14 protein-coding genes are annotated in these 12,959 nt (G+C 65.5%); 4 read left to right on the top strand and 10 right to left on the bottom strand.

Features of this window, described 5'->3' with window-relative positions; genetic code table 11:
* Positions 1 to 30: 30 nt before the first annotated feature.
* Positions 31 to 849, top strand: a complete 819-nt coding sequence (locus ABT375_RS05480; protein ID WP_416464377.1) for an ATP-binding protein — start codon at positions 31 to 33, stop codon at positions 847 to 849.
* A gap of 40 nt (positions 850 to 889) precedes the next feature.
* On the opposite strand, the gene ABT375_RS05475 is transcribed toward ABT375_RS05480, so the two are convergent.
* Positions 890 to 2,215, bottom strand: a complete 1,326-nt coding sequence (locus ABT375_RS05475; RefSeq protein WP_416464376.1) for a PQQ-dependent sugar dehydrogenase — start codon at positions 2,213 to 2,215, stop codon at positions 890 to 892.
* 51 nt (positions 2,216 to 2,266) lie between these two features.
* Complete coding sequence (locus tag ABT375_RS05470) at positions 2,267 to 2,440, bottom strand: hypothetical protein (protein ID WP_224545778.1); 174 nt, start codon at positions 2,438 to 2,440, stop codon at positions 2,267 to 2,269.
* 260 nt (positions 2,441 to 2,700) lie between these two features.
* On the opposite strand from ABT375_RS05470, the gene ABT375_RS05465 reads away from it, so the two are divergent.
* Positions 2,701 to 2,910 carry a hypothetical protein gene (locus tag ABT375_RS05465; protein ID WP_224545780.1) on the top strand — a complete coding sequence of 70 codons (210 nt, stop codon included), beginning with the start codon at positions 2,701 to 2,703 and terminating at the stop codon, positions 2,908 to 2,910.
* Positions 2,911 to 2,925: 15 nt separating this feature from the next.
* Here the strand turns inward: ABT375_RS05465 and argC are convergent, their stop codons facing one another.
* Genes argC through ABT375_RS05445 form a run of 4 tightly spaced genes read right to left on the bottom strand, consistent with a single transcriptional unit; the run spans position 2,926 to position 6,588 of the window.
* Positions 2,926 to 3,870: an N-acetyl-gamma-glutamyl-phosphate reductase gene (gene argC / locus ABT375_RS05460; RefSeq protein WP_261934369.1), complete on the bottom strand. Its 945-nt coding sequence runs from the start codon at positions 3,868 to 3,870 to the stop codon at positions 2,926 to 2,928.
* Complete coding sequence (locus tag ABT375_RS05455; RefSeq protein WP_416464375.1) at positions 3,867 to 4,775, bottom strand: C40 family peptidase; 909 nt, start codon at positions 4,773 to 4,775, stop codon at positions 3,867 to 3,869. Before ABT375_RS05455 ends, argC begins: the two co-directional genes overlap by 4 nt.
* Positions 4,735 to 5,130: a MarR family transcriptional regulator gene (locus ABT375_RS05450; RefSeq protein ID WP_224545785.1), complete on the bottom strand. Its 396-nt coding sequence runs from the start codon at positions 5,128 to 5,130 to the stop codon at positions 4,735 to 4,737. Before ABT375_RS05450 ends, ABT375_RS05455 begins: the two co-directional genes overlap by 41 nt.
* 60 nt (positions 5,131 to 5,190) lie before the next feature.
* Positions 5,191 to 6,588, bottom strand: coding sequence for a leucyl aminopeptidase family protein (locus tag ABT375_RS05445; RefSeq protein WP_416464374.1), 1,398 nt, complete (start codon positions 6,586 to 6,588; stop codon positions 5,191 to 5,193).
* 141 nt (positions 6,589 to 6,729) lie between these two features.
* On the opposite strand from ABT375_RS05445, the gene ABT375_RS05440 reads away from it, so the two are divergent.
* Positions 6,730 to 6,930, top strand: a complete 201-nt coding sequence (locus tag ABT375_RS05440) for a hypothetical protein (protein ID WP_224545789.1) — start codon at positions 6,730 to 6,732, stop codon at positions 6,928 to 6,930.
* Entirely contained in the window at positions 6,930 to 7,763 is an 834-nt protein-coding gene (locus ABT375_RS05435; RefSeq protein WP_416464373.1) for a DUF4163 domain-containing protein, read from the top strand. The genes ABT375_RS05440 and ABT375_RS05435 overlap by 1 nt, the downstream gene beginning before the upstream one ends.
* A 118-nt stretch (positions 7,764 to 7,881) precedes the next feature.
* On the opposite strand, the gene rimO is transcribed toward ABT375_RS05435, so the two are convergent.
* The 4 genes from rimO to serS all read right to left on the bottom strand — a co-directional run bounded on the left by rimO (position 7,882) and on the right by serS (position 12,886).
* On the bottom strand, positions 7,882 to 9,270 hold the full coding sequence (rimO, locus tag ABT375_RS05430; RefSeq protein WP_416464372.1) for a 30S ribosomal protein S12 methylthiotransferase RimO: 1,389 nt from the start codon (positions 9,268 to 9,270) through the stop codon (positions 7,882 to 7,884).
* Between the two features lie 47 nt (positions 9,271 to 9,317).
* Positions 9,318 to 10,376, bottom strand: a complete 1,059-nt coding sequence (locus ABT375_RS05425; RefSeq protein ID WP_224545793.1) for a potassium channel family protein — start codon at positions 10,374 to 10,376, stop codon at positions 9,318 to 9,320.
* Positions 10,373 to 11,416 (bottom strand): peptidoglycan DD-metalloendopeptidase family protein, encoded by a 1,044-nt coding sequence (locus tag ABT375_RS05420; RefSeq protein WP_416464857.1) that lies wholly within the window; start codon positions 11,414 to 11,416, stop codon positions 10,373 to 10,375. Before ABT375_RS05420 ends, ABT375_RS05425 begins: the two co-directional genes overlap by 4 nt.
* Before the next feature lie 204 nt (positions 11,417 to 11,620).
* Positions 11,621 to 12,886, bottom strand: coding sequence for a serine--tRNA ligase (gene serS / locus ABT375_RS05415; RefSeq protein WP_416464371.1), 1,266 nt, complete (start codon positions 12,884 to 12,886; stop codon positions 11,621 to 11,623).
* Positions 12,887 to 12,959 lie beyond the last annotated feature (73 nt).

Genomic DNA, 12,959 nt, shown 5'->3' with positions numbered 1-12,959 from the left:
GCGTCGTGGATCGGCGGTTAAGTCCCCGCCATGACTGACGCTCTTCTCACCCGCATCGCGCAAGCGCTGGAACGGCTCGCGCCGCCGCCCCCTTCCTCGGCCGATCTGAACGCTTCTCCCGCCTATGTCTGGGACGGGAGGGCGATCCATGGGGTGGAGGCGTTCGCGCCGGTGGATTATGCGTTGCTGACCGGGATCGACGCGCAGAAGGGAGCGTTGCTGGACAATAGCCGCCGTCATGCCGCCGGCCATGCCGCGCATGACGTGCTGCTATGGGGCGCGCGGGGTACGGGCAAGTCGGCCGCGGTCGCGTCCGTCGTCGGGCTGTTGCAGCAGGAGGGGCAGGATATCGCCCTGATGCAATGCGCGATCGATGAACTGGCGAGCCTGCCCGCGCTCTTCTCGCTGTTGCGCGCCACGCAGCGGCCCTTCATCCTGTTCCTCGACGATCTGGGATTCGAGGAGCAGGGCGTCGGCGATGCGCGGGCGTTGCGATCGCTGTTGCAGGGGGGGACGGCGGCGCGGCCCGCCAATGTCCGCCTCTATGTGACGTCCAACCGCCGCCATATCGTGCCGCGGCACCTGTCGGAACAGGACGATCCCATCAATCCGCGCGATGTCGTGGACGACAAGATGGCGCTGTCCGACCGCTTCGGCCTCAGCCTCGGTTTCCATGCGCTCGATCAGGACGCCTATGTCGCGATCGTCGGCGGCTATGCGAACAAGCTGGGCCTGACGTTCGACCCGCTGGAGGCGATCCAGTGGGCGACCCAGCGCGGCAGCCGGTCGGGCCGTGTCGCCTGGCAGTATGTGGTCGAACTGGCCGGGCGCAACGGGTTGAGCGTGTAAAGCAATCATCCGTTCGCTCGAAGCGAACGGATGATTGCCATCACTGCGCCTTCGTCACCCGCCAGACCACGCCGCCGACATCGTCACTGACCAGCAGCGCGCCCTTGGCGTCGGCGGTGACGTCGACCGGCCGGCCATGCGCAGCGCCATTCTTGTCGAGGAAGCCGGTCAGCAGGTCTACAGGCTTGGCCTTGCCCGCCTCGCCATCGTTAAAGCCGACATAGACCACTTTGTAGCCCGCCGCGGGCTTGCGGTTCCAACTGCCGTGCAGGCCAACGATCGCCCCGTCGGTGTAGGGCGCGCCCAGTTGCAGCTTGTCGGCGAAGGTCAGGCCCAGCGGCGCGACATGGTTGCCCAGCGCATAGTCGGGCCGGTGGGTATATTCCCGGATTTCTGGGCGCTGCGGCTGGACGCGGCGATCCTCATAACCGCCCCAGTAATTCCAGGGCCAGCCGTAGAAGGCGCCGAACTCCACCCGCGTCAGATAGTCGGGCACCAGATCGCCGCCCAGCATGTCGCGCTCGTTGACCACGCCCCACAGCGCGCCGCTCTTGGGTTCGATGGCGAGGCCCACCGGATTGCGCAGGCCCGATGCGAAGATGCGCTTATAGCCGGTCCTTGGATTGACTTCGAGGACGAGGGCGCGCCCCTTCTCTACCTCCAGCCCATTGTCGGCGATATTGCTGTTGGAGCCGACACCGACATAGAGCAACCCTTCGGGGCTGGCTGTCAGGCTTTTGGTCCAATGCTGGTTGGGCGCCTGCGCAGGCAGGTCTATGATCTTGCGACCCTTGGCGGTGATCCTGATATCGCCTGCCTTGTAAGGGAAGGCCAGCAACGCGTCCGTGTTCGCGACGTAGAGCGTGTCGCCGATCAGCGCCATGCCATAGGGGGAATTGAGGCCCGTCAGGAAAGCGGTCTTGGTTTCCGCCCGCCCGTCGCCATCGACGTCGCGCAGCAGCGTGATGCGATTGGCCGACGGCACGCCGGCCCCCGCCTTGTCCATCAGATAGCTCATCACCCGGCTGACGATCCCGCCCTTGGGCCGCGGCGGGCTGTTGGTTTCAGCCACCAGCACATCGCCATTGGGCAGCCGCAACAGCGAGCGTGGATGGGCCAGGCCATCGGCATAGCGTGCCACGCTCAGCCCCTTGGCGGCGACGGGCTTTTCATCGCCGCGCCACGGCTTGACCTCGGCGATGTTGACCGTCGGCAGCATCTCGTTGCGCGGGGTGGTGAACACCGGCTCGCGACCCGTATCCGCGCCCGGTGGGAGTTCGGCGGTATTGCCCTGGGCAAGGTAGAGGAAAACGCCGCCCGCGATCAGGAGCGCGATGACGACAAGGGCGATGATATGCTTCTTCATGCGCCCACATCTATGCGGAGGCAGGGCGGCGGGCAAGGCGGCGTTTGCGCCTTATTTGCGGCGTTCGCGCAGCCAGAGCAGGATGGCGATCACCACGCCCGCGCCCGCGCCCGCCAGCAGGCCGATACTAGGCTGGCCCAGCAGGCCGCCGCCGATGGTGCCGGCCAGGATCAGGAAGGCGATGATTGCGCCAGCGCCGGTCGGGTTTTTCGTCTCCTTGGTCATGGCCGCCCCTTGCCATGGACCGCGCGACAAGGCTAGCGGCTTTGGCCGCGCGTCGGCACCGCTCCATTTCGGGAAGGCCCGTTTCGGGAAGGCCCGTTTCGGGAAGGATCGTCCCGCTGCGGGACTCATGGTCCATAACGGGACTTCGCTAATGAGGGATTCACCCTTCAAACCGGCCGCTCGCGTCAAAGCATTGAAATGGCACGGCGATTGAATGGTGGTCGCCATAATAAGGTCGCCAAGAATAATCGGGGGTTGCAATGCAGTTGCCATATCTTTCGAACCGAAAGAGCTATGAGGATGCGACCGAGCTGATGGCGGCTTTCGGCGACAATGCCGGCTATGAAGCTGCGGCGCGCGCCGACCGCAGCCTGGATCAGGGCAACCATATTCATTTCTGTCACTGGCGCCAGATCGAGCGGCTCATCGTGCTGCTGACCTATGACCAGCCGCTCGGCACCATCCACTAAAATCCACGGTCGCAGTTACAACCGAAGGCCCGCGGTTTCGGGCAGGCCTGCCAGGATGTTGAGATTTTGCACCGCCGCGCCGGCCGCGCCCTTGCCCAGATTGTCGAGCGCCGCCACCAGCCGGGCCTGCCCGCTGTCGGCGCTGCCGCAGACGAAGAGCGCCAGCCGGTCGGTCGCGCCGACATGCTCCAACGCCACCTGGCCGATGCTCAGGCTGTCCTCCAGCGATGCCACGCTGACGATTTGCGACCCGGCATAAGCGGCGGCAAGAGCGGCATGGATGTCGGCCAGCGCAGGCACGCCCGGCATCGCCCGCAACTGCAACGGCACTTCCACGATCATGCCGCGATAGGCGTTGGCCACCGCGGGCGCGAACAGCGGCGGGTGGGTCAGGCCCGAATAGCGGGTCATTTCCGGTACATGCTTGTGGCCCAGGGCCAGGCCATAGGGACGGAAGGCGCTGGGTGCGCCGTCGGCGCCCTCATAATCCGCGATCATTGCCTTGCCACCGCCAGAGTAGCCCGATGCGCCTGATACCGTCACCGGCCAGTCGGCCGGGAGCAAGCCAGTCAACACCAGCGGGCGGACCAACGCCAGGAAACCTGTCGGCCAGCAGCCGGGATTGGCGACGAAGCGGCTGTTGGCCAGCACTTCGCGATGGTGCGGTTCCAGCTCGGGGAAGCCATAGGTCCAGCCATCGGCCACGCGATGCGCGGTCGATGCGTCGATGACGCGGGTGCGATCATTGTCGATCAGCGATACCGCTTCGCGCGCGGCGTCGTCGGGCAGGCAGAGGATGACGATGTCGGCGGCGTTGAGCGCATCACGGCGCGCGCCGGCATCCCTGCGCTTGTCTTCCGGCACGGTGATCAGCGACAATTCGGGGCGACCCGCCAGCCGGTCGGCGATCTCGATGCCGGTGGTGCCGTGACCGCCGTCGATGAAGACGTTGATGCTCATACGCTGATCCTCCGCCGGGCGATGATCGGCTGCGGGTGCGCGTCGGCCAGTCGGGCGACGACGTCCGCCAGTGGCTCCTTCACCACGGTCATCCAATGGGCATTGGCGTGCAGCAGCGTTCTGGCGTCGGTCATGATGCCGACATGGCCGGGGAAGAAGACCAGATCGCCGCGCTTGAGCGCTGCATCGCTGTCGATCGGCGAACCGATGCCTTCGCATTGCAGGTCGGTATCGCGCGGGACGCTGACCCCCGCCTGGCCCAGGGCGACCTGCACCAGGCCAGAACAGTCGATGCCGCGATGGCCGCGTCCGCCCCATATATAGGGCTGTCCCAGATAGCGTTCGGCCACGGCAACCCAGTCGGCCGGCTTCGCCTCGACGGGTTCGGCATGACGCACATGGATGAATCCCTCGGCGCAGGCGACGAAGCCGCCCTGGACCTCTCCGGAAAACAACGCGCCGCCCGGCCAATGGTCGGCGATCGGCGACTTGATGTCCGGCGCGCTGAACAGCGGGGCGCTTTTCACGATGATGCGGTGGCTGGGTGTTTCCAGCACATCGAGCGCATCGCGGCGGATATAGCCGACATAGCCGTCGTGGCCGCAAAAGCCCCAGGCCCAGTCGGTCATCACGTCGAGCGCATGGAAGATTTCGCCGCGCAGCAACTCGCTGATGGCCTCCGAAGTCGATGCAGCGGCCGAAAATATACCGGCGCCGGGCGCGACGCAGGTGAGGGGCACCGCGCGCGCATAATGGGCGGAAAAGAGGACGCCGGCGAGCGCCAGATCGGCGAGATCGCCCCGCGCCGCATGGATGCGGCGGTCAAGCGCTACCGAACGGCCGTCAAGCTCGAAGCGGGTTCGTTCAGGCGGTCCGTTCCGCAGGGGTGTAATTGTGCCGTTCATCGCGCGCGGTTCCTGCGATGAAATGGTGAAAGGCGTCAAGAAATTCCGCGCCTTTTGGCGTCCGGGTGATGAAAATATTGCGACGGTCCGCCACATCGCGCTCCCGGCGGAGGTAGCCGAGCGCCGAAAGCTTGTTCAGCGCGCGGGTGATGACCGGCTTCGACACATGCAGCGCTTCGGCAAGGCCGCGCACCGTATGCGGGCCGGAACCGATATACACGGTCATCATCAGGGCCATCTGGCGGTTGGTGAGGTCGGGTTTGCCCGATCGGACATAGTCGACGAGCGTGCGCATCCACTGGCCCAGCGGTTGCAGCCCGGGGCGGTCGATGTCGGTGGCGGAGAGCGCGTTCATGTCACCTCAACGCACGATTCCCAATCCGGTTGCGTAACGGACGCGACGCAATCGCAGCCTTTATCCGCTGCGCCCATAGCGCTGCTGCAACAGGCGGAAAACCGCGCGCAGTCCCAGCGCCTCGCCGCCCTTGGGCCGGCCTGGTTTCGGCGAGGGACGCCAGGCGAAGGTGTCGAGATGCAGCCAGGGCGTATCGTCGGGGACGAAGCGCTTGAGGAAGAGTGCGGCGGTGATCGCGCCGGCAAAGCCGCCTTCACCCGCATTGTTGAGGTCCGCGACATCGGACTTCAGCATGTCGGCATAGCCGTCCCATAGCGGCAGCCGCCAGGTCGGATCGTCCACGTCGCCGCCGGCTATGGCCATATCGGCCGCCAGCGCATCGTCATTGGCGAACAAGGCGGGCAGGTCGGGGCCGACCGCCACCCGCGCCGCGCCGGTCAGGGTCGCGAAGTCGACGATCAGTTCCGGCTTGTCCTCGCCCGCGCGGGTCAGCGCATCGCCCAGCACCAGCCGGCCTTCGGCATCGGTATTGCCGATCTCGACACTCAACCCCTTGCGACTGCGCAATATGTCGCCGGGGCGGAAGGCATTGCCCGCGATCGCATTTTCCGCCGCCGGGATCAGCAGATGCAGCCGCACCGGCAGTCGCGCCGCCATGATGAGTTGCGCCAGCGCCAGCGCATGGGCCGCGCCGCCCATATCCTTCTTCATCAAACGCATCCCCGACGACGGCTTGATATCCAGCCCGCCGCTGTCGAAACAGATGCCCTTGCCCACGATCGCGATGCGCGGCGCGGCGGGATCCCCCCACATCAGCTCGATCAGGCGCGGGGCGAAGCCCTTGTCCGCGGCCTTGCCGACCGCGTGGATCATCGGATAGCCCTGCTCCAGCGCATCGCCGCGTGTGGTCGTTACGCTCGCGTTGAAGGCGACGGCCACTTTCTCCACCGCGGCTTCCAGGTCGGGCGGCCCCATATCGGCGGCGGGGGTGTTGACCAGGTCGCGGACCAGCGCGACGGCCTGCGCCAGTTGCACCGTTGGCGCGATCCGGGCGACATCCGCAGTCAGCAGGATGCGGGCGCCGGCCGGCGGATCGTCCCGGCGATAGCGGTCGAAGCGATATTGCGCCGTCAGCCAGCCCAGCGCCGCGGCCCCGGCCGATCCCTCCGCCAGCCGATAGACGCCTTCGGGCAGGCTTTCGGCCGCCCGCGCGAGGCACCATGATCCCAGCGTATCGCTATTGGCGACGCCGGCGACCACCGACCAGTCATCGTCGCCCCCGCCCGGAAGGATCGCGACGTCGTTCGCATGGCCTTTGAATTTCTGCGCCACGATCATGGCGCGCATCGACGCCGGCCGGGCCGCCAGCCAGGCGTCATAGCCCTTGGCGTCGACAAGCTGGATCGATCGGGCGGGTTGCTGGTTGTCGGCTTTGAGCAGGTCGGAAAAATCGGTCATTGCGCGGGTGTAAGGGAAAGGGATCGCGGATGGAAAGCGCAATTTTTTCATCGCGCACCCGACACGTTCGACCCTTTCTTCATTTGCGCTGTGAACCGCGCAGGCCTAGATTCGGGGGTATAGACAATAAGGAGATGGACGATGATTCATGGTGATGACCGCAGCCTTCAGGCTGCCAGGGCGCGCGCCTATACGCTGGCCGAGACAGGCAAATTCGACAATAGCAATGCCGTCCAGCAGGCGCTGATCGCCGAAGGCTGGTCGAACGCCGCGCGGGCGCTCGACAGCGACTATGCGCGCAAGGCGGTTGGCGAACGTTGCCGCGCGGCGCAGGCGCATTGATGCGGGCAGGAGGCATGGGCGGCAGGGCACTGATTCCGGCGGCGGCCTTGCTGGCCGCCGCCTGCACGCCAGCGCAGGATAATGGCGCTGGCAACGCCACGGCCAACGCAGCCGCTTCTCGTATCGTCGGGAATATGGTCGGTGCGGAGCCGCCTGCGCCTCCGGCCAAGCCTTTTGCCGAGAAGGACAAAAACGCTTTCCTGGAATTTTCCTACGCCTATCCGGCGCAGGCCGCGGCGGTGCCCTTTCTGGTGGAGAAGTTCGCGAAGGAACGGGCATCGTCCAAGGCCGACGCGCTTGCCATGGCGAAGGAAGACAGTGCTGCCGCCAAGGAGTCGGGCTTTCCCTTCCGGCCACATAGCGTGGAAACCCGATGGCGCGTCACCGCCGACACGCCGCGCTTCCTGGCGCTCCAGTCGGAAAGCTATGTCTATACCGGCGGCGCGCACGGCATGACCGGCTATGAGGCGTTGCTCTGGGACAAGGCGCGCAAGCGCGAGACGAGCGTCAAGGCGGTAATGACGTCGCCAACCGCTTTCGCAGCGGCGATCCGCGCGCCCTTCTGCGCCGCACTCGACAAGCAGCGCGCGGAAAAGCGCGGTGAACCGGTAGTGCGCGGCGACGATGAATTCACCAAATGCATCGACCCGATGGAGCAGATACTGGTGCCGACGTCCAAGGACGGCAAGCTGATCGACAGCATCACCGTGGTCGTCGGCCCGTATAATGCCGGTCCCTATGCGGAAGGCAGCTATGAGGTGCCGCTGCCGGTCGACGCCGCCATGCGCAAGGCGATCAAGACCGAATATCAGGACGGGTTTGTGGCGCCGTAACCTGTGGCTCAAACTGAATATGTTCCCGCGAAGGCGGGAATCCATTCCCGCCGTCTGAACTGGGTGCCCGCCTTCGCGGGGACACATGCCGCAATTTACGAACCAGGCTTATCGCCTTTCAGTCCTGAACAGGCACGCCATAAAGGTCATGCTCGTCGGCATCCTCGATTACGACGTCGAAGATATCGCCCGCCTTGCGCCCTTCGCCTACATCACGCAGGAAGACATTACCGTCGATCTCCGGCGCATCCGCCTGGCTGCGCGCGGTGGCGCCGATGCTGCCGTCTTCCTCGTCCGGTTCGCCCACTTCGTCGAGGATGACGGGCAGGGTGCGGCCGATCTTCGCCTGCAACTTGGCGGCGCTGATCGCGGCGGTCTTTGCCATGATGCGCTGGTAGCGTTCTTCCTTGACCTCTTCGGGCACCGCGTTCGGCAAGGCATTGGCCGGCGCGCCTTCGACCGGCTCGAAGCGGAAGGCGCCGACGCGGTCGAGTTGTGCTTCGTCCAGCCAGTCGAGCAGATATTGGAAATCCGCCTCGGTCTCGCCGGGGAAGCCGACGACGAAGGTCGACCGGATCGTGATGTCGGGACAAATCGCCCGCCATTTATGGATGCGGTCCAGCACCTTGGCCTCGTTGGCGGGGCGCTTCATGGCTTTCAGCACGCTCGGGGCGGCGTGCTGGAACGGGATGTCGAGATAGGGCGTCAGCAGCCCGTCGGCCATCAGCGGGATGACCTGATCGACATGGGGATAGGGATAGACATAGTGCAGCCGCACCCACGGCGCGACGCCGTCCGCCGTCCGCAACTGACCCAGTTCGCGCGCCATGTCAGTCATATGCGCGCGGACCTCGCGGCCCTTCCACAGGCGCGGCTCGTGCCGGGTGTCGACACCATAGGCCGACGTGTCCTGGCTGATGACCAGCAATTCCTTGGTGCCCGCCTGCACCAGCTTTTCCGCCTCGCGCAGCACTGCGTCGATGCGTCGCGACACCAGATCGCCCCGGATCGAAGGGATGATGCAGAAGGAGCAGCGATGGTTGCAGCCCTCCGAAATCTTCAGATAGCTGTAATGGCGCGGCGTCAGCTTCAGGCCACCCTCGGGCACCAGATCGACAAAGGCATTGGGGATGGGCGGCGACGCGTCATGCACCGCATTGACCACCTGCTCATATTGATGCGCGCCGGTAACGGCCAGCACCTGCGGGAATTTCGCACGGATGACATCCGCCTCGTCGCCCATGCAGCCGGTCACGATCACGCGGCCATTTTCGGCCATCGCCTCGCCGATTGCTTCGAGCGATTCCTCCTTGGCGGAATCGAGGAAGCCGCAGGTGTTGACCAGCACGACGTCGGCGCCGGCATAGTCGGGGGACATCTGATAGCCATCGGAACGCAGCTTGGTCAGGATACGCTCGGAGTCGACCAGATTCTTGGGACAGCCGAGCGAAACCATGCCGATCTTCGGCGCGTCAGGAAATTTGGTTGCCATGATGGTCGCGCACATAGGGATTTTTACGCCGAATGTCACGGTCCCCCATTGCGGTACTGTATTTAGTCGCGACCGTTACGCTCGAAAGGGCCGTTGCCTTCGGCAATTTCGATGATGACATCGCCTGCCTGAAGCTGGCGTGCGGCCTCTTCCCAGAAGCCGATAGGCTGGTCGCCGCGATAGATGCGGACGCCCAGGCCTGTGCCGATCGCCGAGAGCGGTCCGCCAATCTCTTCGGGCAGCACGGCCCGTTCGTTGAGCTTTACCCGCCCGCCCGATGCGGCCAGATCCGCCATATAATCGGCGATGTGCCGGCCGCTCGTGCTGCCCGCCAGCAGCAGCCCGGCAAAGCTGACCGGGTTGATGACGGTGGTCGCGCCCGCCTGCCGCGCGGGCAGTTCATTGTCCTCGTTGCGCACGACGATGCTGATCGGCAGGCGCGGGGCCAGATGGCGCGCAGTCAGGGTGATGAGGATCGAGGTGTCGTCGCGGCCCGCCGATACGATCATGCCGCGCGCGCGATGGATCGCCACGTCCTTCAGCGTGCGATCGCGCGTCGAATCGCCGCACAGCACGTTGCACCCCTGCGCCTCGGCCCGCTCCAGCGCCTTCTCGCTTCCGTCGATGACGACGATTTCCCTGGGGTCGGTGCCGCGGGCGAGCAGTTCGCTTACCGCTTCCTGCCCGCTGGTGCCAAAGCCGGTCACGATGATGTGATTGTGCAGATCAGCCTGAATACGCGCCATGCGCCACCTGTAGAGGATATTGCGGAGGAAGAGGTTATAGGCCGTGCCGAGGAAGATCAGCCAGACGAACAGCCGGATCGGAGTGACGAAGATGGATTCGAACAGGCGCGCTTCCGGCGTCACCGGGACGATGTCGCCATAACCCACCGTCGTAACCGTCACCGTCGTAAAGTAGAGGACGTCGATGAAGCTGATTTTGTTGTCGTAATTATCCTTCAGCCCGTCGCGCCCGACCCAGTGGAGCAGCAGCACCAGCGCGATCAGCCCGAATACGAGCGCCACGCGCCAGACCAGGTCCGCCCACATCGGCATGGACGATCGCCGGCGCAGGAAACCGGCGGCGCCAGGCGTGGTGCGGACCTCGTTGATCCTCATGCCGGCGGCAACTGGCCGATCGGATTGACCGGCACCCGGTCCTTGCGCAGTTCGAAATGCAGCTTGGGCTTGCTGGCGTAGCCGGTGTCGCCGACCAGGCCGATGACCTGCCCCTTGGTCACCTTCTGCCCGCGCACCACATCGACGCGGCTCGCATGGCCATAGGCGCTGACCCAGCTACTTCCATGGTTGAGCAGCACCAGCCCGCCGAACACCGCCACCTTGTCCCCCGCATAGGCGACCACGCCATCGGCCGCCGCGCGGATCGGCGTGCCTGCGGGCGCGGCGATGTCGATGCCGTTATTCTTCGCGCCGCTTTCGCCGGGGCCGAAGCGGGACAGGATCACGCCCTTGACCGGCCAGGCGAAGCTGCCGGCGAAGTGGCTGGGCTGGGCGATCGGCACGTTGGAGGGCAGGGGGCGGGGGGCGCTGGATGCGACGGCGACCGGCGCATTATCCGCCGCTGCGGGCTGACCGCCGGTCAGCACATCGTCGATGTCGATGCGGAAGGCGGCGGCGCGCTGCTCGATGTCGGGCGCGCGGGTGGGGGCGTCGCCGGGCAACAACAGTCTTTGCCCCCGCCGCAGCATATAGGGTTCGGTAAGGCCATTGACCGCGACGATCCGGCTCCAGGCCACGCCATAGGCCGATGCGATGGCGATCCCCGTCTCCCCCTCCGCCACCAGATGGTAGCGGCCGCCGGGGATTTGTAGCCTCTGCCCTGTGCGGATCGCGTAGGGCGCGGCCAGGCCATTGGCCCGCGCGATCGCTTCCGATCCGGCGCCGGTGCGATTGCCGACCCCGCGCAACGTATCGCCCGGCTGCACGACATAGGTGGCGCTGGCGACGGTGCGCGCGTTCGCGACCACCTGCTGCGCGGTCCAGACCGGCTGCGTTTCGGCCAGTTCGACGGTGGATGCGTCGGCGTCCATCCGGGGTGGCGGCGTGGGCGCAGGATCGGCGCGCTCCCCCTGATTGGGAATACAGGCCGCCAGCAGAAGCGGGCCGAGCGGCAGGATCAGAAGAGACGGGCGCTGCATCGCGCCGTGTGTATCCGATCCAGCCATGGTTTCCAGTATTTTCAGCCTGTAGCATCCCGCGCTATTTTATTTAGTTAGCTAACTAAGAAAAATAGCTCAATCGCGTATAACTGTCGCGCTCCCAGTCTCACGCCTCTGTTCGGTTCGAGCCTGTCGAGACCCCTTATGCAGAGTTTTCGACAGGTTTAAACGGACCCGGAAGGGTCAACGCGGCTCCAGCTTCGTGATCCCGCCCATATAGGGTGCGAGCACCGCCGGCACGGCGACGCTGCCATCGGCCTGCTGGTAATTTTCCAGCACCGCCACCAGCGTACGGCCGACGGCCAGCCCCGATCCGTTGAGCGTATGCAGGAAGCGGGTCTGCTTCTCGCCTTCCGGTTTGTAGCGCGCATTCATGCGTCGCGCCTGGAAGTCGCCGCAGTTGGAGACGGAACTGATCTCGCGATAGGTCTGCTGGCTGGGCAGCCACACTTCCAGATCCCAGGTCTTGCGCGCGCCAAAGCCCATGTCGCCGCTGCACAGCAGCATCTTGCGATAGGGCAGGTCGAGCGCCTGCAATATCCCCTCGGCCGCGGCGCACATGCGGTCATGCTCGGCCTCGGACTCTTCGGGCGCGCAGATCGCGACCAGTTCGACCTTCTCGAACTGGTGCTGGCGGATGAAGCCGCGCGTGTCGCGCCCGGCGGACCCGGCTTCGGACCGGAAGCAGGGGGTCAGCGCGGTCAGCCGGACCGGCAGGCTGTCGGTCGGCACGATCTGGTCGGCGACAAGGTTGGTCAGCGACACTTCGGCGGTGGGGATCAGCCAGCGGCCGTCGGTCGTACGGAACAGATCCTCGGCGAACTTGGGCAACTGCCCCGTGCCGAACAGCGCCTCGTCACGCACCAGCAGCGGCGGATTGACCTCCTCATAGCCGTTCGCGCCGGTCTGGGTATCGAGCATGAACTGCGCCAGCGCCCGGTGCAGCCGCGCCATCGGCCCCCGCAGCGCGGTGAAGCGTGCGCCCGACAGCTTGGCGCCGCCCTCGAAATCCAGCCCCAGCGCCGGGCCGAAATCGGCATGGTCCTGCGGGGGGAAGTCGAAGCTGCGTGGCGTGCCCCAGCGGCTGACTTCGATATTATCCGCCTCGTCCGCGCCCTGCGGCACATCGTCGGCGGGCAGGTTGGGGATGGCGGCCAGCTTGGCCCGTAGTTCCTCAGCCTTGAGGTTGGCTTCAAGTCCGAGGTATTTAATTGCTTCGACGTCTTTCTTCAGCCGATCGGCTTCTTCGAAATCCTTGCGTCCCATAGCTGCACCAATCAGCTTGGACAGCCGGTTCCGTTCCGCGAGACACTTTTGAGCGAAGGTCTGATCTTCTCGAACTTTTTCATCGAGCGCCAATATCTCGGCGGAAAGCGGAGCAAGCCCTCGACGGGCCAAGCCGGCGTCGAAGGCGTCAGGGGTTTCGCGGATGAAGCGGATGTCGTGCATGGGGCAGTCCTATGCCGCCGCGCGACGGGCCGCGCAACCCTATGCGCCGCTCGCCCGTTGGTGCTGCATCAAT

This window comes from Sphingomonas sp. VDB2, from assembly GCF_047946695.1.
In the GTDB taxonomy this organism is placed as follows: Bacteria; Pseudomonadota; Alphaproteobacteria; order Sphingomonadales; family Sphingomonadaceae; genus Sphingobium; species Sphingobium bisphenolicum.
Note: the sequence above shows the minus strand (reverse complement) of the source record. Positions and strands in the feature narration are given on the sequence as shown.